Source organism: Acidipropionibacterium jensenii (assembly GCF_005890135.1).
Lineage (GTDB): Bacteria > Actinomycetota > Actinomycetes > Propionibacteriales > Propionibacteriaceae > Acidipropionibacterium > Acidipropionibacterium jensenii.
In genome coordinates this window covers 837,473-860,107 of record NZ_CP040635.1, presented here as the reverse complement: position 1 = coordinate 860,107, position 22,635 = coordinate 837,473, and the positions used below count along the sequence as shown (strand labels likewise).

22 protein-coding genes are annotated in these 22,635 nt (G+C 69.2%); 11 read left to right on the top strand and 11 right to left on the bottom strand.

Annotated features, from left to right (window positions below; genetic code table 11):
* The first annotated feature begins 109 nt into the window (after positions 1-109).
* The 7 genes from FEZ32_RS03820 (at position 110) to FEZ32_RS03790 (ending at position 7,463) form a co-directional block, all read left to right on the top strand.
* The gene (locus FEZ32_RS03820; RefSeq protein ID WP_138679967.1) at positions 110-817 is read left to right on the top strand and encodes a DUF6803 family protein; all 708 of its coding nucleotides are present in this window, start codon (positions 110-112) and stop codon (positions 815-817) included.
* A gap of 31 nt (positions 818-848) precedes the next feature.
* Positions 849-1,544: a response regulator transcription factor gene (locus FEZ32_RS03815; protein WP_027586301.1), complete on the top strand. Its 696-nt coding sequence runs from the start codon at positions 849-851 to the stop codon at positions 1,542-1,544.
* The gene (locus FEZ32_RS03810; RefSeq protein ID WP_175415712.1) at positions 1,544-2,683 is read left to right on the top strand and encodes a sensor histidine kinase; all 1,140 of its coding nucleotides are present in this window, start codon (positions 1,544-1,546) and stop codon (positions 2,681-2,683) included. Before FEZ32_RS03815 ends, FEZ32_RS03810 begins: the two co-directional genes overlap by 1 nt.
* A gap of 35 nt (positions 2,684-2,718) precedes the next feature.
* Positions 2,719-4,197: a multicopper oxidase family protein gene (locus tag FEZ32_RS03805; protein WP_138679966.1), complete on the top strand. Its 1,479-nt coding sequence runs from the start codon at positions 2,719-2,721 to the stop codon at positions 4,195-4,197.
* 175 nt (positions 4,198-4,372) lie between these two features.
* On the top strand, positions 4,373-4,678 hold the full coding sequence (locus tag FEZ32_RS03800; protein WP_028703848.1) for a hypothetical protein: 306 nt from the start codon (positions 4,373-4,375) through the stop codon (positions 4,676-4,678).
* A 68-nt stretch (positions 4,679-4,746) separates the two neighbouring features.
* Entirely contained in the window at positions 4,747-7,083 is a 2,337-nt protein-coding gene (locus FEZ32_RS03795) for a copper-transporting P-type ATPase (protein ID WP_044636502.1), read from the top strand.
* A gap of 170 nt (positions 7,084-7,253) precedes the next feature.
* Positions 7,254-7,463 carry a hypothetical protein gene (locus FEZ32_RS03790; protein WP_028703720.1) on the top strand — a complete coding sequence of 70 codons (210 nt, stop codon included), beginning with the start codon at positions 7,254-7,256 and terminating at the stop codon, positions 7,461-7,463.
* Between the two features lie 67 nt (positions 7,464-7,530).
* Here FEZ32_RS03790 and FEZ32_RS03785 read toward each other — a convergent pair whose 3' ends face one another.
* The 4 genes from FEZ32_RS03785 to FEZ32_RS03770 form a co-directional block, all read right to left on the bottom strand.
* Positions 7,531-8,457, bottom strand: a complete 927-nt coding sequence (locus tag FEZ32_RS03785) for an NAD(P)-dependent oxidoreductase (RefSeq protein WP_028703719.1) — start codon at positions 8,455-8,457, stop codon at positions 7,531-7,533.
* Positions 8,458-8,745: 288 nt separating this feature from the next.
* Entirely contained in the window at positions 8,746-9,264 is a 519-nt protein-coding gene (locus tag FEZ32_RS03780; RefSeq protein WP_071001116.1) for an Hsp20/alpha crystallin family protein, read from the bottom strand.
* 335 nt (positions 9,265-9,599) lie between these two features.
* Complete coding sequence (locus tag FEZ32_RS03775) at positions 9,600-9,812, bottom strand: CsbD family protein (RefSeq protein WP_028703718.1); 213 nt, start codon at positions 9,810-9,812, stop codon at positions 9,600-9,602.
* A gap of 133 nt (positions 9,813-9,945) precedes the next feature.
* The gene (locus tag FEZ32_RS03770; RefSeq protein WP_138679965.1) at positions 9,946-10,479 is read right to left on the bottom strand and encodes a GNAT family N-acetyltransferase; all 534 of its coding nucleotides are present in this window, start codon (positions 10,477-10,479) and stop codon (positions 9,946-9,948) included.
* Between the two features lie 87 nt (positions 10,480-10,566).
* Here FEZ32_RS03770 and FEZ32_RS03765 point away from each other — a divergent pair, with 87 nt between their 5' ends.
* From FEZ32_RS03765 to FEZ32_RS03755, 3 genes are all read left to right on the top strand, one after another.
* Complete coding sequence (locus FEZ32_RS03765) at positions 10,567-11,280, top strand: exonuclease domain-containing protein (RefSeq protein WP_028703716.1); 714 nt, start codon at positions 10,567-10,569, stop codon at positions 11,278-11,280.
* A 116-nt stretch (positions 11,281-11,396) separates the two neighbouring features.
* Complete coding sequence (locus tag FEZ32_RS03760; protein WP_028703715.1) at positions 11,397-12,551, top strand: GTPase family protein; 1,155 nt, start codon at positions 11,397-11,399, stop codon at positions 12,549-12,551.
* Positions 12,552-12,712: 161 nt separating this feature from the next.
* Positions 12,713-13,897, top strand: a complete 1,185-nt coding sequence (locus tag FEZ32_RS03755) for a hypothetical protein (protein WP_138679964.1) — start codon at positions 12,713-12,715, stop codon at positions 13,895-13,897.
* On the opposite strand, the gene FEZ32_RS14025 is transcribed toward FEZ32_RS03755, so the two are convergent.
* The 7 genes from FEZ32_RS14025 to FEZ32_RS03725 form a co-directional block, all read right to left on the bottom strand.
* Positions 13,805-14,194, bottom strand: coding sequence for a low temperature requirement protein A (locus tag FEZ32_RS14025; RefSeq protein ID WP_276338772.1), 390 nt, complete (start codon positions 14,192-14,194; stop codon positions 13,805-13,807). The two genes, FEZ32_RS03755 and FEZ32_RS14025, sit on opposite strands and share 93 nt — an antisense overlap.
* 29 nt (positions 14,195-14,223) lie before the next feature.
* The gene (locus FEZ32_RS14020; RefSeq protein ID WP_217496616.1) at positions 14,224-14,877 is read right to left on the bottom strand and encodes a low temperature requirement protein A; all 654 of its coding nucleotides are present in this window, start codon (positions 14,875-14,877) and stop codon (positions 14,224-14,226) included.
* Positions 14,878-15,142: 265 nt separating this feature from the next.
* Positions 15,143-16,657 (bottom strand): SDR family oxidoreductase, encoded by a 1,515-nt coding sequence (locus FEZ32_RS03745; protein ID WP_138679963.1) that lies wholly within the window; start codon positions 16,655-16,657, stop codon positions 15,143-15,145.
* 117 nt (positions 16,658-16,774) lie between these two features.
* On the bottom strand, positions 16,775-17,992 hold the full coding sequence (locus FEZ32_RS03740) for a ferrochelatase (protein ID WP_244937898.1): 1,218 nt from the start codon (positions 17,990-17,992) through the stop codon (positions 16,775-16,777).
* Complete coding sequence (gene crtI / locus FEZ32_RS03735) at positions 17,989-19,833, bottom strand: phytoene desaturase family protein (RefSeq protein WP_138679962.1); 1,845 nt, start codon at positions 19,831-19,833, stop codon at positions 17,989-17,991. The genes FEZ32_RS03740 and crtI overlap by 4 nt, the downstream gene beginning before the upstream one ends.
* Positions 19,830-20,783, bottom strand: coding sequence for a phytoene/squalene synthase family protein (locus FEZ32_RS03730; RefSeq protein WP_084149489.1), 954 nt, complete (start codon positions 20,781-20,783; stop codon positions 19,830-19,832). Before FEZ32_RS03730 ends, crtI begins: the two co-directional genes overlap by 4 nt.
* On the bottom strand, positions 20,780-21,898 hold the full coding sequence (locus FEZ32_RS03725) for a polyprenyl synthetase family protein (RefSeq protein WP_138679961.1): 1,119 nt from the start codon (positions 21,896-21,898) through the stop codon (positions 20,780-20,782). The genes FEZ32_RS03730 and FEZ32_RS03725 overlap by 4 nt, the downstream gene beginning before the upstream one ends.
* Before the next feature lie 154 nt (positions 21,899-22,052).
* Between FEZ32_RS03725 and FEZ32_RS03720 the strand changes: the two genes are divergently transcribed.
* On the top strand, positions 22,053-22,625 hold the full coding sequence (locus FEZ32_RS03720; RefSeq protein ID WP_217496614.1) for a MarR family winged helix-turn-helix transcriptional regulator: 573 nt from the start codon (positions 22,053-22,055) through the stop codon (positions 22,623-22,625).
* Positions 22,626-22,635: the final 10 nt, after the last annotated feature.

The following is a 22,635-nucleotide window of genomic DNA, read 5'->3' as shown; positions in this document are numbered from 1 at the left end:
GATGGTCCGGACGGGGGAGGTGGGTGACAGCCGGTGTTCGCGGTGGATCTTGATCATTTCTTCACACTGTCTTGCTCGTGCTCGACATGCCGCCTGGAGGCTTGGCGGCATGACGACGAATGAATCCTCATCCCTGGCTCGTGGGTCCCTCGCATTCCTGGGAATTGCCAGCGTGGCCGCGGTCGGGCTGGCCCTGGCCGTGCCCGACCTGACTGCTGGCTCGGGCACGGCTGGTATGGCGATGACCCACTACATGGAACTCCTCGCGGTGCGGCAACCGTGGAACCTGCTGTTGTTCATGGCCCTCCCGGTCATCCTGGTCGAGACCTTGGCGATCACGGAACTGGTCATGCTGCTGGGGCGCCGCAATGACCGGCCCGCAGCCCCGTGGGTGGCGAGGCTCAGTCGGGCTGCTGGCCTGCTCGCCGGTCCCGTGTGGGTCTTCATCGGGACGCACCTGATGGTCCACGCGGTGGTGCCCTTGACCATGAATGGGGGATGGCGCGGCCCGGCTGATGTCATCGCGGTCCTCAGCTACCTGGTCGGTGGCCTGCCCATGCTCGTGATCAGTCTCCTCGAGGCGGGGGTCCTGGGCCGCAGTAGTGAGAACCGTCTGCGGATGCACGTGGCGATGGTGGCGGCCTTCCTCGTGGTGGCCCACGTGGCGATGATCTTCGGGATGGTCGATCCGGCAGTCCTGGGAGGTGACACGTCGTCGAGCGTCATGACCCATGACATGGGTGGCATGTCCGGCATGAACCACGACATGGGCAGCATGAACCACAACATGTCCCCGTCCTCGCAACCGACGAGGTGACGCCTGCTGGGTCTCGTGGTGAGGTGGAGCCATGAGCGATGTGGCGCGCACTTCGGTGCTGGTGGTCGACGACGAACCGGTGCTGGCCGGCACGGTGAAGAACTACCTGGAACGGGCCGGCATGGCCGCAGACACCTGTGCAGACGGGAACGAGGCGGTGTCGCGGATCCGGGAGGAGCAGCCAGATGTCGTCATCCTCGACCTCGGCCTTCCGGGCCTCGACGGAGTGGAGGTCTGTCGCAAGGTGCGCACCTTCAGCGACTGCTACGTCCTGATGCTGACCGCGCGAGCTGACGAGGTGGACATGCTCATCGGGTTGTCCGTGGGCGCGGATGACTACCTCACCAAGCCCTTCAGCCCGCGCGAACTCGTCGCACGTGTCCAGGTGATGCTGCGTCGCCCGAGATCCACGGCTTCGGCATCCGTCGCCCGCAGGATCGGGGAACTGGTGGTGCATCCCGACTCGCGCGAGGCTTCCATGGATGGTGTGGCGGTGGACCTGACACGCACCGAGTTCGACCTGCTGAAGGCCCTGTCCGCGCATCCCGGACGTGTGTTGAGTCGGCGTCAGCTCACGGACATGGTCTGGGGCGAGGACTGGGTCGGCGACGACCATCTGGTCGATGTCCACGTGGCACACCTTCGCAAGAAGCTGGGTGAGGAGGCCGCCGATCCCCGCTACGTGCTGACTGTGCGGGGCGTGGGCTACCGGATGGGCCGAGGCTGATGGGAGGACGGCCATCAGAGCTGTGGTCCGGGTTGTCGTGGGGTCGACGGCTGGTGTGGACCCAGTTCGCCGTCCTGGTCACCATGAGCGTCACGCTGGTCCTGACCGCCCTGGAGATGGGCCCGCCGTTGTTCAAGAAGCACATGGCCGAGGCCGGGCACACCCAGCCCATGGTGCTGGACCATGCCGAGCGTGCCTTCCATGACGCCGGTGCGGCCTCCCTGGGATTGGGACTTGCCGCCGCGATGATGATCGCGGCGGTGACGTCATGGGTGCTGAACCGCAGCCTCATCCGAGGGCTGGATGCCCTGGCCGAGGGGGCTGAGAGGGTCGCGCACGGCAACTACGACGACCCCGTGCGCATGCCGCCACTGGGGCGCGAACTCGAATCCGTGGCCCATGAGTTCAACCGGATGGCGGCCCAGATCGCGGCCACGGAGGCCACCCGACGACGCATGTTGACCGATCTTGGCCATGAGCTGCGAACGCCCCTGTCCGTGACGCGGGTGACACTCGAGAGCCTCCAGGACGGAGTCGCCGTGTATGGGCCGGAGGTCCTTGAGGTCCTCCAACGCCAGAACGAGCGCATCACGGCGCTGGCGGCCGACATCTCCGAGGTCTCCAGGGCAGAGGAGGGGCGGATCCCCTTGGAACTACGGCTGACCCGCATCGATGACCTGGTGGAATCGGCGGTCACCTCGTGTGCGAAAGCCTGTGCCGAGGCAGGTATCCAGCTGGTGACCCGTGGCAACTGCCCCGTGGAGGTGGATGTCGACCCTGCACGCATCGGCCAGGTCCTGGACAACCTGCTGCGCAACGCCGTCCAGCACACGCCACGCGGGGGTGAGGTATGTGTGACGAGCTGGTCTGACACGGACTCGGTGTCCATCCAGGTCAGCGACACCGGCGCAGGCATACCCGCCGGTGAGGTGCCCCACGTCTTCGAACGCTTCTTCCACCAAGGATCACGCAGGGTCCGTGACGTCGACGGCGGAACCGGAGTCGGCCTGACCATCGCCAGAGCCGTCGCCCGGGCACATGGGGGCGACGTGCTGGCGGCCAGTCCGGGGGTGGGCTGTGGTGCGTCGTTCACCCTGGTGCTGCCACGAAGTCTTGATCGAATCTCCACACTTCCCTGACCCGGTCCCAATGCGGGGCGGGAAGAGTCGTGGGCATGAACACGATCACTCGCCGACAGGCCTTGCTCGCCGGCCTCGGCCTGGCATCCACCAGCGCCCTGGCTGCATGCGGCGCCAAGCAGCCCTCCCCGGCCAGCACCACCCCGGCCACATGGGCCATCCCGACCCAGACACCACTCGCCACCCCGGCCGGGGCGACGACCGTCACCCACACCCTGACCCCGCGCCCTGTCACCTTGGACCTGGGCGGTGTCCTGGCCAAGACCTGGGCCTACACCGACGAACTCGACGGGAACGTCCTGCGCGGCAAGGCGGGCGACCTGTTCCGGGTCACGGTCGACAACCAGCTCCCCACAGCCACCTCGGTGCACTGGCACGGCATTGCCCTGCGCAACGCCTCCGACGGTGTGCCTGGTGTCACTCAGGACCCCATCGCCGCCAAGAGTGCCTTCACCTACGAGTTCGTCGCACCCCATGCCGGAACCTACTTCTTCCATCCCCACAGCGGAGTCCAGATCGACCGGGGCCTGTACGCTCCCCTCGTGCTGGACGACCCACGCGATCCGGGCGACCACGACGCGGAATGGGTCCTGGTCCTGGATGACTGGACCGATGGGGTGGGCAAGTCACCGGATGCGATCTTCGCCGACTTCAAGGCCAACAGCGGCCCCCTGTCCCAAGGAATGAACCACGACATGGGAGGCATGGACCACGGCAGTTCCCCCTTGGGCGATGCCGGAGACGTGAGCTACCCGCACTACGTCGTCAACGGCCGGATCCCGGCCGCACCGCGCACCCTCACGGCACGCCCCGGAGACAAGATCCGGCTACGGCTGATCAACGCCGGAGCCGACACGATCTTCAAGGTCGGCCTGTCCGGGCACCGACTCACCATCACCCACGCCGACGGATTCGCCGTGCAGCCAGTCGAGGCGACGGCCATCTACCTCGCCATGGGAGAAAGGATCGACGCCACCGTCACCGTCGGCGACGGCGTCTTCGTGCTGCAGGCCGCCCCCGAGGGCAAGACCGGTACTCCCGCCCGCGCCATCGTCAAGACCGGCGCCGGCAGCATTCCGCCGGCCACCACCCGAATCCCCGAACTCGGAGGAAAGGCTGTCCTTGGCACCGCCCTGCGCGCCGCCGACGCAGCCAAGCTGCCCGACAAGGAACCGGAGCAGACCCTCGAGGTCCAGCTCAACGGCCAGATGAAGCCCTACGCCTGGGGCATCAACGGCAAGAAGTTCGGTGAGGACACACCCCTGTCAATCAACCTGGGACAGCGGGTCCGGATGCGGATGACGAACATGACGATGATGGCCCACCCGATGCACATCCACGGCCACACCTGGTCCCTGCCGGGCAGCAACGGACTACGCAAGGACACCGTGCTGCTGCTGCCCATGCAGACCATCGAGGCCGACCTGCAGGCCGACAACCCCGGAGCCTGGATGCTGCACTGCCACAACATCTACCACGCCGAGATCGGCATGATGACCAGCCTGCGCTACTGACCCCAGCCCACGCCGATGCGGTTCCCGCGTCGCCCCGGGAACCGCACCGCCGCATGCCCGCACATGCCTCCGACGTCTTGGTCAAACCTTCATCATTTGCCCCGGTCCAGCTTCATGGACGCTCGACAGTCTGGATGGTGACGGCAGCCAGCCACACACGACGAAGGAGACCACCATGTACACAAACCCCACCCAGCTCAACCGCAGTGACAGCGACGCTCCCCGCCCCGCCGCCGACCCGGTACTCGAGCCCGTGCAGCACCGGCACGACCCGAAGATGACAGGCCACGGCAAGAGCCACCACTGGATGCACCTGCTGATGTGTGCCCCTATGCTGCTCATCGTGGCCGGATACCTGTGGACAGGTCGTGCCAGCCTCGCCGCAGGCGGCGTCATGGCCGCCGTCATCCCCGCCCTCGGCTGCGTAGTGATGATGTGGCTCATGATGCGGATGATGAACCACGGGGCCGATCACCACTGAGCCAAGAACCTCGCACCACGCGCCCACCAGCACCACAGAGCACCACCACTCAACGGACGAGGAAGACCATGACCAGCCCTACCCCACCCGACGAGCCCATCACAGCTGAAGGGGACTCCTTCACCTGCCCCATGCACCCCGAGGTCACCAGTGACCACCCTGGCCGCTGCCCCAAGTGCGGCATGTTCCTCCAACCGGACGGACAGCCCCCCGCGCCAGCAGCACACCAGCACACCCACCCCGGGCAGACTGCTGCCCACCAAGAGCACGGCGGGCAAAGCGCCCCGCCACCACAGGCCGACACCGGCCCACGCGATGGCGAATGGACCTGCCCCATGCACCCCGAGATCCGGCAGGATGGGCCGGGCGAGTGCCCGATCTGTGGCATGGCGCTCGAACCGGTCTCGGTGGGCGTCCACGACGGACCCAACCCAGAGCTGGCAGACATGCGCCGCCGTCTCCGCGTGGCAGCCGTGCTCAGCCTGCCCCTGGTGGTGCTGGCGATGGTCCCGGCCCTGGCCGTCGGGGCGTGGGTGCCCTGGGTCGAACTCGCGCTGTCCACCCCCGTGGTGTGGTGGGCCGGGTGGCCATTCTTCGCACGTGGCGCCCGATCAGTGGCCAGCCGGCACCTCAACATGTTCACCCTCGTCAGCCTCGGTGTGGGTGCCGCGTGGTTCTACAGTGTGGTCGCCGTCCTGGCCCCGGGGATCTTCCCGGCCATCATGCGTGATGACGGTGGCCGGGTCGGCGTCTACTTCGAGGCCACCGCCGTGATCATCACCCTGGTGCTGCTGGGGCAGGTACTCGAACTGCGGGCACGCGACCAGACCTCGGGTGCCATCCGCGCCCTGCTGGACCTGTCGCCAGCCACCGCGCACCGCATCAACCCCGACGGAGAAGAAGAGGAAGTGCCATCCGCGGACCTGCAGGTCGGCGACCATTGCCGGGTCCGCCCCGGTGAGAAGATCCCAGCAGACGGCATCGTGGTCGACGGCCACGCCTACGTCGACGAATCCATGATCACCGGCGAGCCGGTACCTGTTGACAAGAACCCCGGCGACCGTGTGATCGGCGGCACCATCACCAGCGGCGGCAGCCTGGTCATCGAGGCCACCGGCCTGGGCGCCGACTCGACCCTGGCCCGCATCGTCGACCTCGTGTCCCAGGCGCAACGTTCCCAAGCCCCCATCCAAGGGCTCGTCGACAAGATCTCCGCTGTGTTCGTGCCGGTCGTGATCGGCATCGCACTGATCACCTTCGCCGTCTGGGCCACGGTCGGGCCACAGCCCCGGCTACCGTTCGCGATCGTTGCTGCAGTGTCCGTGCTCATCATCGCCTGCCCTTGCGCGCTTGGCCTTGCCACACCCATGTCCATCATGGTCGGGGTTGGTCGCGGAGCCCGCGATGGCGTCCTGGTCAAGAACGCCGAAGCACTCGAACGACTGCAGAAGATCGACACCCTGGTGGTCGACAAGACCGGGACCCTGACCCAGGGCCATCCCAGCCTCGTCGACCAGAAGGTCGTCGCCGGCCACCACGCCGAGATCGTGCTGGCCATGGCGGCCGCTGTCGAGTCCGGGTCCGAACATCCCTTGGCCCGCGCGATCGTCGACGCGGCGCGAGAACGCGACGTCACCGTACCGACCGCCACTGCATTCACCGCCCACCCGGGTGGCGGCGTCGAAGCATTGGTCGACGGTCACCAGGTCATGGTCGGCAGCCCTGCCTTCCTCACGACCCAGCATGCCGACACGACCCCCCTGACCGACGACATCGACGCTTTCCGTCGCCAAGGAGCCACTGCCGTCATCGTGACTGTCGATGGTCAGCCTGCAAGCATCCTGGCCATCGCCGACCCACTCAAGCCCACCACCGCCCAGGCCATCGACGACCTACGTCACCGTGGCATGCGGATCGTGATGCTGACCGGGGACAACGCCACCACCGCCCACGCCATCGCCGACGAGCTCCACATCGACGAGGTGATCGCGGACGTGCTTCCGGATCAGAAGCATGGGCACGTCCAGCGGTTCCAGGAGCAAGGTCACACGGTCGCGATGGCCGGTGACGGCGTCAACGACGCCCCTGCCCTGGCCGGGGCGGACGTTGGCGTCGCCATGGGCACCGGGACCGACGTCGCCATCGAGAGCGCAGACGTGACCCTCCTCGGCGGCGACCTCGCAGCCCTGGTCAAGGCCCGCGACCTGTCCGTCGACACTATGCGCAACATCAAGCAGAACCTGCTGTTCGCATTCATCTACAACGTCATCGGCATTCCGATCGCCGCGGGAGTGCTCTACCCCGCCTTCGGCTGGCTGTTGTCCCCGATGATCGCCGCAGCCGCCATGGCCCTCAGTTCGGTGAGCGTCATCACCAACTCCCTGCGCCTGCGCCGACACCACTGACATGAACCGCCCCCATAAGCTGCCCGGAGTTCACTCTGGGTTGGCTTCTCGCACCCAACCGGGGCCCAGCCAGACCGACAACCCGGGGCCAAATGAAGTTGACATAGCCAACCACCTACGCTGGGGAACGGCCGCCACAGCCGACGGCCATCACCAGCCGAGGGGAAGTCATGTCTGACGAGTTCGACGTCCAGAACCGGTGGCCGGAACTGTTCGAGCAGCTCAGCCCGCAGCAGAGCGACTCGGTCGCCCGGGCGCTCGAGCACGCGCGCAGCGAGGGTCGCACGGTCACCCGCCAGGAGGTCGTCGACCTCATCGATGAGACGCGGGGAGCCGTCCCGCCGGAGGAGTACGTCCGCCGCGACATGCCTCCGCAGTGAGCAGGCAGCGACCCGGGCCTCGATCTGTGGGGCCCAGGTCCGTGGGGCCGAGCGCACGGCCGGGAGATCAGGCCTGCAGGACGATGTTGACCGGCTCCTCGCCGCGCGCCAGCCGCTCCGCCTGGCGGACCAGCAGCCGGGTCATCCGAGGCTTGAGGGCGTCCGAGAGCCCGCCGATGTGCGGGGTGATGATGACCCCGTCCAGTGACCACAGCGGATGGCCGGCCGGCAGCGGTTCGGGATCCCAGACGTCGCTGGCCACCCGGATCCGGCCGCGGCGCAGATGGGCGACCAGGGCATCGGTGTCCACCGTCGGCCCGCGTCCGATGTTGCACACCAGGGCGCCGTCCGGCAGTGCCGACAGGACGGCGTCGTCGATGAGGTGATGGGTCGCCGGACCGCCGGGAAGGGCATTGAGGAGGATGTCGGCACCGGGCAGCAGGTCGGGCACCTCCTCCATCGCATGGACCTGGACGCCGTCCTGCACGCGGGCAGTGTGGGCGACCGGGACCAGATCGACCTCGAAACCGGCCAGTCGCTGCGCGATCGCCTTGCCGACCCCGCCGTAGCCCAGCATGACGATGCGGCGGTCGGCGAGTCCGGGGCAGCCCATCATGTGCCACTGTCCGAGCCGCTGCAGCTCGAGGAACTCGGGGAGTCGGCGCTGGGCCTCCAGCAGCAGGGCGACGGTGAGTTCCGCGGTCGCCGTCTCGTGGACGCTGGCGGCATTGGCGTAGCTGACGCCGTGCGGCAGGGTCTGCTCGACGCCGTCGAAGCCGATCGCCGAACCCTGGACGAAGTGACACCCCACCGCACCGAGATCGGGCATCGCGTGGGTCGGGCCGACCGCGGCGGGGACGTACATGTCGATGTGCTCGCAGGGGGCCTCGCCGGTCCCGTCCCACAGGACGAGGTCGATGTCGAGGGCGGGGTCCAGACGTGCCGTGACGTCGTCGACCAGCTCCTGGGTGGGAAGGGAGACCACGATGCTCATGGGATGGAGGCTATCCCGACCGTCGCTCCGGCGGGACCCCGTCCGCGGGGCATCCGCCACCGGCGGACGGGCACTCCGTCCCGGTCACCGGCTCCGGGCCGACCATCCCTGCCGGTCGATGACTCCGGACATGCCACGGCCCCTCCACCGAAATAGGTGGAGGGGCCGTGGCCAGGTGAGAACCTCACAGATGCAGGGCTGCAGGGCGTTCAGCACCGGACCACACGGATCCGCCGGTGCTGATCGTCGACCTGCGGTGCCTGTTCAGCGCGATATGGGCCGATCGGCTCAGGCGTGCTGACGCTGCTTGTCGGCGTCGGTTGTGCTGGCCTTGGCTGAGTCGGTGCCGCTGTCAACGGCACTGCCCTTCGAGCTTCCGGTGCCCACCTGCTGCTGGCCGTGGGTCACCTGAATCTTCTGCGGCTTGGCCTGGTCGGCCACCGGGATGGTGATGACCAGTTCGCCGTTGGTGTAGTCGGCGGAGATCCTGCTGGCGTCCAGACCGGAGTCCAGGGACAGCTGGCGGGCGAAGGACCCGTAGCTGCGCTCACGAGACACCCAGCCGGAGTGCTCGTCGTGCTTGACATCCTGAGCGGTGCGCTCAGCGCGGACGGTCAGAACGTTGTCGTTGACGTCGATATCGATGCTGGCGGGATCAACTCCCGGCAGGTCCATCTTGGCGACGTAGTTGTCGGCATCGCGATAGACATCCATCGGCATCAGCTTGGCGTCGCCGGTTGCCAGCTGGGCGAACTGATCGAAGAAACGATCAAGACCACGGAACGGATTGGCTTCAACGAGAGCCATTGTTTTCCCCCTTCTGACGGGTGAGTCCCGGAGTCTCCGGAACTCGGAAGCATGCAGTTTTCGGTGACGACGTCGAGACACCTGCGGAACATCTCGCTGCCCCGCCGGCCTCCTCGCCGTCACATACAGCAGAACCACAGGGGGGCCATGGTTATTCCATAGTTGAGCCGAAAAGACTCAACTTTCTTGGATTTCACCAACACTCCTTGTCAGAGGGTCGTCGGTGCCCCCTCCCGGAGACGCCTGTGGCGGCGTCCCCGGGAGGGGGACGCCGCCACAGCGGCGGGCGGGTGCGGCTGGCACTCGCCTCAGATGCCCTGTCTGTCGGGCATCGCCTACTGGTTGTCCTTCTTGTCGCCGAGGGCGTCCTTGACGCGCTCCCCGGCCGCCTTGAGGCCGGCCTTGGCGTCCTCGACCTGGTCCTTGAGCTGGCCCTCCGCGTTCTGCTGCCGGCCCTCGGCCTCGGCGTCCTTGTCCCCGGTGAGCTTGCCCGCGGTCTCCTTGAGCTTGCCCTGGAGCTTGTCTCGGGTGGCATCGCTGTCAGTCATATGTGCTCCTTCTCAGTGGATCGGTTGCACTGTCGACCCTCGCACCCGATCCGGCGGTATTCAAGGCGCAGCCGCGATCCGGCGGTGCTCAGAGCACGGCCGCGAAGGGGATCTCCCGTGGTGGGACCGGGATTCAGAGGCCCTTGGAGAACTCGTCGAAGTGCAGCCCCTCCACCTTCGGCAGGCCGAACCGCTCGTTGCCGTAGGGGAAGGGGGAGGAGACGCCGGTCGGCCGGAATCCGCGGCGCCGGTACCAGGCGATGAGGTCGGTGCGGGCGGTGATCACGGTGAGCCGCATCTCGTCGAGACCCCAGTCCTCCCGGGCGACCCGCTCGGCCTCGGCCAGCAGCTGCTTACCCAGCCCCTGGGCCTGCAGGGTCGGGTCGACGGCGAACATCCCGAAGTAGGCGTGGTCGCTGCGGCGCTCCAGCTGGCAGCAGCCGAGGATCTTGCCGTCCTGCCGGGCGGTGAGAAGGCCTCCTGCCGGCTGGTCGATGAGGCTGGTGATCTCGTCCAGATCGGTGCGCTGGCCGTCGAGAATCTGGGACTCGGTGGTCCATCCCGCCGCATCGCCGGTGGCCCGGTAGGCGGCCTCGACGATGGTGTGGATGCGGTCGGCGTCGGCGAGGGTGGCGAAGGAGAAGTGTGGTGTGCTGGCAGGACTCACGGCGTACAAGTATGCGCCCGCAGGTCCCGGCGTCCAGAACTGTCAGTGCCGTGATGCACAGTAGGAGCACTCGACGAAAGAGGGATCGTGAACTGGACCGACGTCCCATGGCTGGGACTGGACACCGAGACCACCGGGGCCGATCCGGCCACCGACAGGCTGGTCACGGCCGCCCTGGTGCTGCGCCCCGCCGGCGCGGGGACCCCCGCCCAACCCGATCGGGTGCGCACCTGGCTGGCCGATCCCGGGATCCCCATCCCGGCCGCCGCCTCCGCGATCCACGGGATCACCACCGCCACTGCCCGCGATCGCGGCCGCCCGGTCGTCGAGGTGCTCGACGAGCTGGCCACCGCCCTGGTCGAGCACTGGCAGCAGGGGCTTCCCGTGGTGGTCTTCAACGCCCCCTTCGACATCACCCTCATCAACGCCGAGCTGCGCCGCCACGATCTGGGATCCCTCGAGGAGCGCCTCGGCGCCGAGACCGCCCCGGTCATCGACCCGCTGGTGCTGGACCACAGCCTGGACCGCTACCGGCGCGGGAAACGCACCCTGTCGGCGATGACGTCGGTCTACGGGGTGACCCTTCAGGAGGACGCCCACACCGCCCAGGTCGACGTCTCGATGATGCTCGGGGTGCTCCAGGAGATGGCCGTCCGGTATCCGCGGATCGCCGGGGTGGACGCCGGGGCGCTGCACCAGTTCCAGGTCGAGGAGCACCGCAAGTGGGCCGACAACTTCGGATCCTGGCTCGCCTCCAAGGGCAGGGTCGACGACATCAGCCGCGCCTGGCCCCAGGAATGAGCCCTCGATGAGCGTCCCCGGCGGTGCTGCGGCGCACCCTATAGTGAGCATCCACCCGTCCGCGTCGATCCGCCCGGAGATCACCGGCAGCGGTTGCTGAGAGGACCGAGCACGACATGGCAGCAGAGCACCAGGACGCCCCCAAGGTCGACGACCGGCCGTTCATCGACGCCACCTCCCAGGCGAGGAGCCGCTACGGACGGTTCAACCTGGCGATCGTCGGGGAGACCGGGGTGGGCAAGTCCTCCCTGGTCAACGCGGTCTTCGGCCGCGACTACGCGGCGGTCGGCAAGGGTCTTCCGGTGACCAGCGGGGTCAACTACTACCACGACGAGTCGCTGGGGATCTGGGACTTCGAGGGGTTCGAGGTCGGGTCGGCGGTGTCGCCGGCGCAGTCCCTCAGGCAGCACCTGGAGACCGTCTCGAGGCGGCCGGCCGACGAGCAGATCGCCGTCGTCTGGTACTGCGTGCTCTCCCAGGCCGACCGGCTCACCCGGTTCGACATCGACCGGATCCGTGAGCTGGACGCCCGCGGGCTGCCGGTGATCCTGGTGCTCACGAAGGTGCACTGGACCAGGAACACGGTCACCGGCAGGTACAGCGCCCCGAAGGACACCTCTGACTTCGTCGACTGGCTCGAGCACCCGGTCGACGAGCACGGCACCCCGATCCACCTCCCGATCCGGCGGGTCATCCTCACCGCCTCCCACGACGAGCACGGAAAGGGCACGGGGCACGGACTCGGTGAGCTCGTGGAGGCCACCCTGGAACTGTCTCCCAGGACCGAGCAGGACGCGTTTCGCATCGCCCAGCGACTCAACCTCCCCTGGAAGCGGGAGATGGCGCGACCCATCATCGCCACTGGGGCGGCTGCGGCGGCAGCTGCTGCCGCCGTCCCCATCCCGGTTGCGGATGCGGCCGCCCTGGCGCCGATCCAGATGACGATGATGGGCAGGATCGCGGCCATCTACGACCTCGAGATGACCACGATGCTGTCCACCTCGGCGCTGGCCCAACTGGGGGCCCAGGTCACCGGGCAGGCCCTGGCCCGCAGCTTCATCAAGCTCGTCCCGGTGGCCGGCAGTGTGATCAACGCGGCCGTCGCCTCGGCGATCACCGCGGCCGCGGGGGAGGGCTGGCTGCGGCTCTGCGAGCAGGTCCACACCGGCAAGGTGGATCCGGCCAGGGTCGCCGACGCCGTCGGACAGTTCAGGCCCAGTGTCGTCGCCGTCGTCACGAAGATGGCGGTGCGCAGGGTCTCGAAGCGCTGACCCGGCACGTAGTCTGTCCCGGGGGCCGACGCGAGGCGGGACCGGTGCGTGCACCGAGTCCGGGTCCGGCGGGGGGAGCTCGGGCCGGGAGATCGCGGTCAGCGGCCCCTGATGTCGACAGGGAGATGAGGATTCACCCATATGCGGAAGGCGTTCCAGAAGTGATCGGTACGAGGATCTCCAGACGGACCCGCCGGATACCGTGGGGACTGCCCAGGACGCACCTTCCTGCGCTGGTGGTCGCCCTCATCGTCACCATCATCGGGCCGGTCTTCGTGGCGTCCTACAGCCTGGCGATGGGCGATCCCTCGCCGCGCAACGTGCCGATCGGCGTGGTCGGCTCCTCAATGGATGCCACCGCGATCTCCCACACCCTCGACGACACCGGGTCGGAACTGTTCGAGGTGGGCGAGTATCCCTCGCTGCCGGCCGCCCAGAAGGCCCTGGAGCGCCAGCAGATCTACGCCATCATCGACTCCTCGGTGACCCCCGCGACGGTCTGGATCTCGACCGCCTCCGGGGCATCGGTGGGCCAACTGCTCACCCAGCACAGGCAGGCCCTCAGCGCGGTGGTCGGCACCGACCTCAAGTTCGTTGACGCCCATCCGCTGGCCCCGCACGACCCGAACGGCCTGGTGCTGTTCTACCTGGCGCTGGGTGGCACGATCCTCGGATTCGTCGGCGCCATCCAGACCAGGGTCAACGCCAAGGACATGTCCCTGGTCGCCGACTTCGGCTGGGACATCGCGCGATCGCTGGGGGTGGCGCTCACGATGACCCTGGTCATCGGCCCGGTGCTCGGCCTTGAGGCGCTGCCCGTGCTGCCGGTCTGGCTGATTCTGGCGGTGACGATGTTCATCGCCGGGTCGGTGTACAGCTTCTGGCGGGTGACGATCGGCGGCAAGTGGGCGCTGCTGCCCACCTGGATCACCTTCGTCATCATCGCCAACCCGTCATCGGGAGGGGCGGTCGCCCCCGAACTGCTGCCGGCCTTCTACGAGTTCATGGGGCGATGGCTGCCCACCGGCGCCACCGTGCGCGCGATGAGAGATGTCACCTACTTCCCCGACGCCGTGCACGCCGAACCCTTCGTCGTGCTGGGCATCTGGGCGGTGGCCTCGTCGATCCTGTTCGCGGTCGCCCGGGTGCGCCGCTACGGCTGGGGGTCGGTTCCCGACGAGGTCCCGACGCCGAGGGTTGCGACGCCGTCCGTGCCGGTGCCGGCGTCCCCGCTCTCGGCGGGGTCGGGGCCCTCACTGGTTGCGCTCGACGGGACGCCGCCAGACCAGCACCACGACGATCAGGACGAGCACGACCGCGGTGGCCGCGACGTCGAAGGGAAGTAGCGGGCTCAGGAGGATCACCGCGGCACCCAGCGGCAGCGTCGTGTTGACCAGCCGGTCCCCGAACCGACTCAGCGCGATCCACCAGATCGCCAGGACGAAGACCGCGACCGGGATGCTCACGGTGTAGCCGACGGCGACCCGCGAGAGCTCCGACTCCCCGGTGAGGGCGTCGATGTGCACCTCGATCCCGGCCGAGAAGGCCGCCGCGGCGGCGAAGACCACGTAGTGCACGTAGCCGTAGCGCAGGGACTCGCGCAGCGAGCCGATCAGCCCGTGGTGGGGCGGCCAGAAGTAGATCCACCAGAGCGCCGCCGAGGTGATCAGGGTCAGTGTGCCGACAGGCCCACCAGGGAGCCCAGCAGGTCGGCATGGGCCGCGGCCTCGGCGTGCTCGCGGGAGGTGTGAAGGGCCTCGATGATGGCGTTGGCCGAGGCCAGCACGCTCTCGCCGAGCACGATGAGGGTGAACAGGCCGTACCGCTCGGTGATGTGATGAGGGTGCCAGGGGGTCGCGTGGTGTCGTTCGGCGATCACCGGAACCGCGAGCTCGGCGAGGATGAGCACCGGGATGGCCACCGGAATCGCCTTGCCGGGCAGCCCCAGCATCACGATCCAGAGTGCCTGGGTGATCGCGATGCCCAACGCATAGCTGATCGTGGTGGTGCGCAACGCCCGGTCCGAGACGGCCGCGCGCACCCACTGCGCCACCATCGCCACGCGCATCACCACATAGGCCCACACCAGCAGCCGGAAGTCGTGGTGCTCGAAGGCCGGCTCGATGCCCGCGGCGAGCACCAGGACGCCGCCCATCTGGACGATGGTGACGACCCGGTAGAGCCAGTCGTCGACCGCGAAGGAGGTCGCGAACCAGGTGAAGTTCATCCACGCCCACCAGATGCCGAAGAAGGCCACGGCATAGATGAGGACGCCGTTGAGCACCCCCCTGTCGGCCAGCTGGTGGTGCAGCTGGGAGGAGGCCACGCTCACCGCCACCACGAAACCAGGTCGAAGAACAGTTCAAGACTCGAGGCGGCGCGATGCGGTTCGTGCGGGTCGCGGGCGCGCATCGGGGAGAGTCTGGCGGCCGGTCGCGACGGGGCCGTTGAGTCGGGATGGCCATGGGGCAAGAGCATGCCAGCCGCGGAGTCCGCTGGCGGGGCAGCGCGCCGGTCAGTCCGCCTCGGGGCGACGGATCTGCGCAGTCCCATGAGAATCTGCAGCGAGATCGCCCCCTGTGCGGGCGACGTCATCGTCCGAGGACGTGGCGCAGCTGGGACTCGAGATCCCGGTGGCGGAACTGGTAACCGAGGCCCTCGATGTGGGCCGAGGAGACCCGCTGATCGGCCTGCGCGATCTCGCGCGCCCCCTCGGGGCCGAGCAGCAGGGCCGGTCCGAGGGAGGGCACCGGGACCAGGGAGGGTCGGTGCAGGACCCGTCCGAGGGTGGTGGCGAACTGGCGGGCGCTCACCGGTTCGGGCGCCACCGCGTTGACCGGCCCCTCGACCCGGTCGTTGAGCAGGGCGAAGGCGTAGATGGAGACGATGTCGTCGATCCCGATCCAGCTCTGCTGCTCCCGGTCCCCCAATGGGCCGCCCACACCCGCCAGGTAGAGCGGCAGGAACTGCGCCAGAAGCCCGCCGGCGGGGGTGAGGACCAGTCCGGTGCGCACATTGACCACCCGGACGCCGGCATCCGAGGCCGGCCGGCAGGCCTCCTCCCAGACCCGGGTGACCTGCGCGAGGAAGTCGTCGCCGGGGGAGTCCTGCTCGGTCAACGGTCGCGGCAGGCCGTCGCCGGAGCCCTGGGAGTCCGGCCCGCCCTGGGGATCGTGTGCGTCCCGGGAAGGGTTCGGGTGGTGCGGGTGGGCGCCGTAGTAGCCGATCGCGGAGGCCGAGACCAGGGTGCGGGTCCGGCCGTCGGAGGCGAGTTCGGCCAAGGTGCGGGCGACCAGGTCGGTGCCGGTGCGGCGGCTCTCGAGGATCTTGCGCTTGTTCTCCTCGGTGAAGCGGCCGCCGATCGGGTGCCCGGCGAGGTGGACGACGGCGTCGCAGCCGGCCAGGTCCTCGGGGTTCAGGGTTCCGGAGGCCGGGTCCCACTGAATCTCACCGTCGTGGCGGGGCCGGTGCCGCACCATCCTCAGGACCCGGTGCCCGCCGCTCTCCAACAGCGCGCAGAGCTGGGTCCCGATCAGCCCGGTGGCCCCGGTGACCGCCACCGTGAGGGGCGCGACGTCGCGGAAGGTGTGGTGGAGGGCGAGGTCGTCCTTCAGCTGCGCCGTCCGGTAGTCGAAGATCCGCGACAGTTCGGCCGGGACGTCGAGGGCACGCGCGGCGCACCGGTTGGCCAGGGGTGCGGGCAGCGAGTACTCGACGGTGTCGCGCATCTGGCAGCCCGGACCCTCATCGCTGAAAGAGTGGTGGTGGCGCCAGGAGGCCAGTGGCCCCGACTCCATCACGTCGGTGAAGGAGCGCCCGGGGTCCAGCTGGGTGTGCCGGGCCCGCCAGGGCACCTCGGCCCGCGGCGATCCCGGGATCCTGGACCCCACGACGGCCGACAGAGCGGTGCCGGCCAGCCCGGCCCGGCCGGGCAGACCCACCGACAGCAGGGTCTGCGAACCGGGGTTCAGTCCGTCGCTGGGCGGGCGGCGCACCCGGCCCCCGAAGGGCGGCGAGAGTCGCACGATCGCGCCGGGGCGGGAGAACCAGTCGAAGACCTCGGTGCGTGGCTGGGGCAGGTGGCTGTGGTACTCGAAGACGGCCATCGGAGCTCCTCTCATCGGGCCGAACCGCGTGTCGGGCCGGGGTTGAGTGTCGGGTCGGAAGGGTCTGTGAGATGTCGCGCGGGGTGGTCGGGTTCCGGGGGCCGGGCGGGGCCGGGGTCAGATCAGCCCGGCGATCGCCGGGTGGCAGGGGCCGGTCGACTTCGCGCAGCAGCCCCGACGGCACACGTCGAACCACGGGCCCACCGAGGTGACGTTGGCGCGCTCGGCTGCCGGGGTGCCGGCCAGGCGCTCCCGCACCAGGTCGACCAGGGCGTCGACGAACTGCGGGCTGGTGCCGGGAGTGGGGGTGCGCCGCACCCACAGACCGGCGTCCCGGGCCGTCTGGCAGGCCTCGCGGTCCAGATCCCACAGCACCTCGAGGTGATCGCTGACGAAACCGGAGGGCACGATGATCACCGCCGTGCGGTCGGACAGGGCCCCGATCGCGTCGTTGATGTCGGGTTCCAGCCACGGCGTCGAGGGGGCTCCGGAGCGCGACTGGAAGACCAGCTGCCAGGAGACCTCGGGGGCGACGGCGGCCATCATGTGCTCGGCGACGGCCAGGTGCTGACCGACATAGGCCCCACCCTGCCTTCCGTCGAACTGGCCGGCACCCGACAGGGCGGCGTCGGCCGAGGGGATGCTGTGGGTGGAGAAGAGCACCTCGATCTCGGAGCGGGGGTGGCCGTCCTGCTCGGCGGCGGCGATCGCCTCGCGCACCCCGTCGACGAAGGGCTGGACGAATCCGGGGTGGGAGAAGAACTGTCGCACCTTGTCGATCTGCAGTCGGTCCTGCAGGCCTGCACTCTCCAGGGCGTCGGCCCAGTCCTCGCGGTACTGCCGGCACGAGGAGTAGGAGGAGTAGGCGCTCGTCGGGATGGCGAGGATCCGCTGCACCCCGTCGGCGGCCGCCCGGGCCAGGGCCTCGTCGAGATAGGGCTCCCAGTTGCGGTTTCCCCAGTAGACCGGCAGGTCGATGCCGGCGGTGGCCAGCGCGGCCTCGAGCAGGCCGCGCAGCTGCCGGTTCTGCTCGTTGATGGGGCTGGCGCCGCCGAAGGCGAGGTAGTGGTGGGCGACCTCCTCGAGTCTCTCGTCGGGGATGCCTCGGCCTCGGGTGACATTGCGCAGGAAGGGCATGACGTCGTCGGGCCCCTCCGGGCCGCCGAATCCCGACAGCAGGATCGCGTCGTAAGCGACCGGCCGGGTGACGTGGGCGGGACCGGACTGGGCGGGCTCGGTGGCCGAGGCGACCCTGGCGCCGGGTTCGAGATGGACGCCTCGGGCCCTGGGCGGCTTGCTTGTGCGGTGGCACGGCTGGGCGGGCAGCGTGGTCACGGGGTCTCCTTCGAGGCGGCATGGGTGGGTGATGGGTCGCTGGCTGATGGATCGGCGGGGAACGGGTGTGGTGACGACGTCCGAACGGACGACGCCGGGGGCGGGACCGGGGAGGTGCGAGTCGTCGGTGACGGGTGGGGTGCGGTGGGCCCGGCGCTGTGGTCCCCGGTGATCCGCTTGAGGACCAGCTCGGCGCTGATGAGGCACATCGGCACCCCGACGCCGGGGGCGGTCGTCGCGCCGGCGTAGTAGAGGCCGTCGACCCGGCGGGACTGGTTCTGGGCCCGGAACATCGCGCTCTGCCGCAGGATGTGACCCGGCCCGAGCATGCCGCCGTGCCAGGAGTGGTACTGGTCGGCGAAGTCCTGGGGGCCGACGGTGTGGCGCACCAGGATCCGGCTCGCCAGGTCGGGAATCCCGGCCCAACGGCTGATCTGGTCGATGGCCGCGTCGGCGGTCCGCTCGATCGTCGGCGAGCCGGTGCCGTCGGGCCCGCCGTGGCCCAGGCCGGGATCTGCCGGGACCGGAACCAGCACGAAGAGGTTCTCGTCCCCCTCGGGGGCGACGGTGTCGTCGGTCTGGCTCGGCTTGCACAGGTAGATCGACGCCGGGTCGGGGATGCGGGGTGCGTCACCGAAGATCGCGGCGAAGTTGGTGTCCCAGTCCCGAGTGAAGAACAGCGAGTGGTGCGGCAGCTCGGGCAGCCGGCCGCGGACCCCGAGCATCACCAGGACCGCTCCCGGGCCGCTCACCCGGCGACGCCACCATCGTTCCGGATAGCTGCGGGCGTTCGGGGCCAGCAGCCGGGTCTCGGTGTGGTGCAGGTCGGCCGCCGAGACGACGATCTCGGCCTCGGTGTGCCGGTCGCGGCCGTCGGCCGATCGCCAGGAGACTCCGGTCACCCGGCGCGGGCGGGGACGTCGGAGGAGGCGGCCGAGAGGATGGGGACGGCGGTCACCCGGGGACGTCGCGCTCCCGGCGTCTCGCGCAGCGGCGCTCCCCGCGTCCCGTGAATCGGTGCTCCCCGGGACCTCCCGACTGCCGGGCCCGGTGGTCCGCGCATCGGTGGTGATCTGCGTCACACGTGCGCCGGTGGTGATCCGCACCCCCTCGGCCCGCGCGAGATCCTCGATGCGGCAGACCAGCTCCCAGAATCCGCCGATCGGGTACTGGACCCCCTCGGCCAGGTCGAAGGCGCTCATCAGGTGGTACATCGCCGGTGCCCGGTCGGGGCTGGTGCCCAGGAAGACCGCGGGGTAGCCCAGCACCTGCCTCAGCACCGGGTCGCGGAACCGGCGTGAGATGTAGCCGGCGAGGGACTGGGTGAGCAGGCCGGCGAGGTCGGGCAGGCTGCGCGTGATCTCGGGGGTGAGGATCGGGCGCAACCGGGTGTACGGGTTGTAGAGGAAGTACTCCTGGGCCAGCCGCGAGGTCCTGGCGGCGGAGTCCAGGTAGCTCCGGAGGGCCGTGCTGGAGCCGGGCTCGCGGCTCTCGAAGACCCTCTCGACGGCGTCCTGACCACGGGGAATGATGACCGGGGGAGACGCCGGCGCGCCAGGATCGGGTTCGCTGAACACCGCGTAGCCCGGATCCAGGGTGCGCAGGTCCAGCTGTTCGGCGCTCGAGGTGCCCAGCAGCTCGAAGAAGTGCTCGAAGACCTCGGGCATCAGGTACCAGGAGGGGCCGGTGTCGAACCGGAACCCGTCGCGGGTGAGGCTGCCGGCCCGGCCGCCGACGTCGTCGCGCCCCTCGAGCACCTCGACCTCGTGACCCTGATGGGCCAGCAGGGCGGCGGTGGCGAGTCCGGCCACCCCTGCCCCGATGATGACGACCCGACTCATCGGCGTTCCCTCCATGTCCGGCCCACGGCCTCGGCGATGATGGCGGCCTTCCTGAGATCGGGGACCCTCACCCGGCGTCGGTAGAGGTCCTCGACCGGTGTGCGTGACAGCCGGTCGGCCAGCGCGGCGAACAGTCCGGCGGCGCTGCGCACCGCGGACCTGGAGTCGATGGGCAGCAGCCCGATCACCGCTTCGGCGTCGGCGAGCTGGTCGCGGATCCGCGAGACGATCCGGTCGCGGTCGGCGTCGGTCAGCCGGTGGGCGGGCCCCAGGTAGGAGCGGCCCAGGCGGTCGGTGTCGTCGGCGAGGTCGCGCAGGAAGTTGACGTCCTGGAAGGCCGCGCCGAGTCGGGCGGCACCGTGCTCCAGTCGGGAGCGGGTGGCCGGATCGAGGTGCTCCTCGCGGACGAAGACGGCCAGGCACATCAGCCCCACCACCTCCGCAGAACCATGCACATAGGAGTCGTGGGCCTGCTCGTCGAGCCCGGCGGCGTCGTCGTGATGGAGGTCCGAACGCATCGAGGCGAAGAAGGGATCGACCAGATCGCGTCCGAAACCGGCCGCCCGGGCGGTGTGGGCGAAGGCGTGGACGACCAGGTTGCTGCTGTAACCGGTGTCCAGACCGCGGTGGGTCTCGGCGATGAACCGCTCCAGGACGTCCTCCTGCGCGGCGGTGTCGAGGCCCGCCTGCTGGCAGACGCCGTCGACGATCTCGTCGGCCACCCGGACCAGGGCGTAGACGTTGCGGACGTGCTGGCGGTGTCGCGCTCCCAGCAGCCTGGTGGCCGCGCCGAAGGAGGTCGAGTAGCAGGAGATCACCTCGGCCGAGGCCCGCTCGGCGGTGCGAGTGTAGGTGCGCAGGGCCGATCCGGTGGGAGTCGGTTCCGGTGCGGACGGTGAGGTGGGAGCCGGTCCGTCCAGGTGCGGGGAGGCAAGGTGCGGGGAGGTCATGAGGATCGTCCCCAGAGCTTCTCGATGAGGTCGATGAGGACCGTGCGGACCGGCTGGGGGAGGTCCTCGCCCGAGGTGTCGATGAGCATGGTGGCCGATCGCAGCTCCTGCTCGGCGAGGTCGGCGACCCGGTCCTGGGCGCCGCACTCGGCCAGCATCGCGGACAGCCGCGCCGCCTCGTGCTGGGAGAGCGCCGCCATCTCGAGGAGACCCTCGATGTCGGGCCAGGCCGGGGTGGTGCGGGCCGCGGCGATGATCGCGGTCTGCTTGCCCTCGCGCAGATCGGAGAGGTGGTCCTTGCCGTGGGCGGCCGGGTCGCCGAAGGCGCCCAGCAGGTCGTCCTGGAGCTGGAACCCCAGCCCCAGATGGCGTCCGATCGTGCCCATCCGGTCCTCCACGCAGCGCGGTGCCCCGGTGAGCACCGCCGCCATCCGCATCGGCAGCTCGAAACTGTAGGTGGCGGTCTTGCGGGCGGTCATGTCGAGGATGGTGTGCAGCTCCGGCGAGATGATCGCATCGCTCAGTCCGACGTCGATCTGCTCACCGGCGATCGAGTCCTCGATCGTCTCGTCGAGGAGGTCGAGAAGGCGGAGCCGCTGCGGCTCGGGGACGGCGGCGCGGGCGAAGATCTGGTGGCTGGCCGACAGCAGCAGATCGCCCATCAGGATCCCGCAGGTCTGCGCCCAGTGCATCACCCGGGCGACGTCGTGGTCGGCGGTGGCGTCGTCGTTGACCATCGAACCGATGAGATTGGGTCGGCCCCGGCGCAGCAGATCGCCGTCGATGACGTCGTCGTGGAGGAGGAAGGAGTAGTGCAGCAGCTCCACCGCGACCGCCAGGTTGGGGACCGGGTCGTTGGAGATCGGGTCGCTGCCGGTGTGGTGGCCGTGGTGGCGCGAGTCGGGATCGGAGCTCAGTGCGTCATGGCAGTTCATGAGCAGCAGGGGCCGCATCAGCTTGCCGCCGGCCACCGATCGGCCGGCGATCTGCCAGAGTTTCTGGAAGTGGCTGCCGTAGCCGGTGGCCCGACCGGTGCCGCGCTCGAAGAACTCGGAGATGAGGGTCTGGAGGTGGGCTCGGGTCGCGGCCTCGTCGGTGCAGATGGGCGCTGTCATCGCTGCCCCCCAGTGCGTGGGGGTGACGAGTGGGCAGCTGTGAGACTGTCGTTCATCCGTGATCCCTCCAGACGTAAGTGGCTTCCTTGAGACTTTAATAGCCAGGCTTGCAATATGTAAAGGATGTATCTGCACGTGCTGATAATCTTTCCCCGTGAGTGAAGACCGCGATGCGCAGACGAGTCGCCTCAGTCTCTACGACGTCGAGTCAAGTGACCTGGTGGACCGGTCCTCGCTGTCCGACGCCGACATCGCCCAGATCAACACCCTGATGGGCGCCTTCGCGCGGTTGCGGCAGGTCGAGGAGGAGCTGGTCGAGGCCTCGGACGCCTATATGAAGCTCAACCGCACCGACATGCGGGCGCTGCACTTCCTGATGGTGAGCGGGCGTCGCGGGGAGTTGGTCACTCCCAGCGTCATCGCGGCCCACCTGGGCATCTCCACTGCCTCGACGACCAAGCTTCTCGACCGGCTGGAGCGCGGTGGCCACATCACCCGCCGGCCCCACCCCAGCGATCGGCGGGCGCTGGTGATCAGCATCACCCCGGAGACCCGCGAGGCCGCCGCGTCGACCGTGGGACGCCAGCAGGCCCGCCGGTTCAACGCCGCGGCCCGGCTCACCCCGGCCGAGCGCGACGTCGTCATCGGCTTCCTCGACGACACCGCCCAGGAACTCTCGCTGTCCCACGCCCCGTGGGCCGCGGGTCCCCCGCGCCACTCGCGGTGATCGGGAGGTC

Excerpts from the sequence above, each read along its gene's own strand:
- FEZ32_RS03820 (WP_138679967.1), top strand. The coding sequence starts at position 110 with ATGACGACGAATGAATCCTCATCCCTGGCTCGTGGGTCCCTCGCATTC.
- FEZ32_RS03815 (WP_027586301.1), top strand. The coding sequence starts at position 849 with ATGAGCGATGTGGCGCGCACTTCGGTGCTGGTGGTCGACGACGAACCG.
- FEZ32_RS03810 (WP_175415712.1), top strand. The coding sequence starts at position 1,544 with ATGGGAGGACGGCCATCAGAGCTGTGGTCCGGGTTGTCGTGGGGTCGA.
- FEZ32_RS03805 (WP_138679966.1), top strand. The coding sequence starts at position 2,719 with ATGAACACGATCACTCGCCGACAGGCCTTGCTCGCCGGCCTCGGCCTG.
- FEZ32_RS03800 (WP_028703848.1), top strand. The coding sequence starts at position 4,373 with ATGTACACAAACCCCACCCAGCTCAACCGCAGTGACAGCGACGCTCCC.
- FEZ32_RS03795 (WP_044636502.1), top strand. The coding sequence starts at position 4,747 with ATGACCAGCCCTACCCCACCCGACGAGCCCATCACAGCTGAAGGGGAC.
- FEZ32_RS03790 (WP_028703720.1), top strand. The coding sequence starts at position 7,254 with ATGTCTGACGAGTTCGACGTCCAGAACCGGTGGCCGGAACTGTTCGAG.
- FEZ32_RS03785 (WP_028703719.1), bottom strand. The coding sequence starts at position 8,457 with ATGAGCATCGTGGTCTCCCTTCCCACCCAGGAGCTGGTCGACGACGTC.
- FEZ32_RS03780 (WP_071001116.1), bottom strand. The coding sequence starts at position 9,264 with ATGGCTCTCGTTGAAGCCAATCCGTTCCGTGGTCTTGATCGTTTCTTC.
- FEZ32_RS03775 (WP_028703718.1), bottom strand. The coding sequence starts at position 9,812 with ATGACTGACAGCGATGCCACCCGAGACAAGCTCCAGGGCAAGCTCAAG.
- FEZ32_RS03760 (WP_028703715.1), top strand. The coding sequence starts at position 11,397 with ATGGCAGCAGAGCACCAGGACGCCCCCAAGGTCGACGACCGGCCGTTC.
- FEZ32_RS03745 (WP_138679963.1), bottom strand. The coding sequence starts at position 16,657 with ATGGCCGTCTTCGAGTACCACAGCCACCTGCCCCAGCCACGCACCGAG.
- crtI (WP_138679962.1), bottom strand. The coding sequence starts at position 19,833 with ATGAGTCGGGTCGTCATCATCGGGGCAGGGGTGGCCGGACTCGCCACC.
- FEZ32_RS03730 (WP_084149489.1), bottom strand. The coding sequence starts at position 20,783 with ATGACCTCCCCGCACCTTGCCTCCCCGCACCTGGACGGACCGGCTCCC.
- FEZ32_RS03725 (WP_138679961.1), bottom strand. The coding sequence starts at position 21,898 with ATGACAGCGCCCATCTGCACCGACGAGGCCGCGACCCGAGCCCACCTC.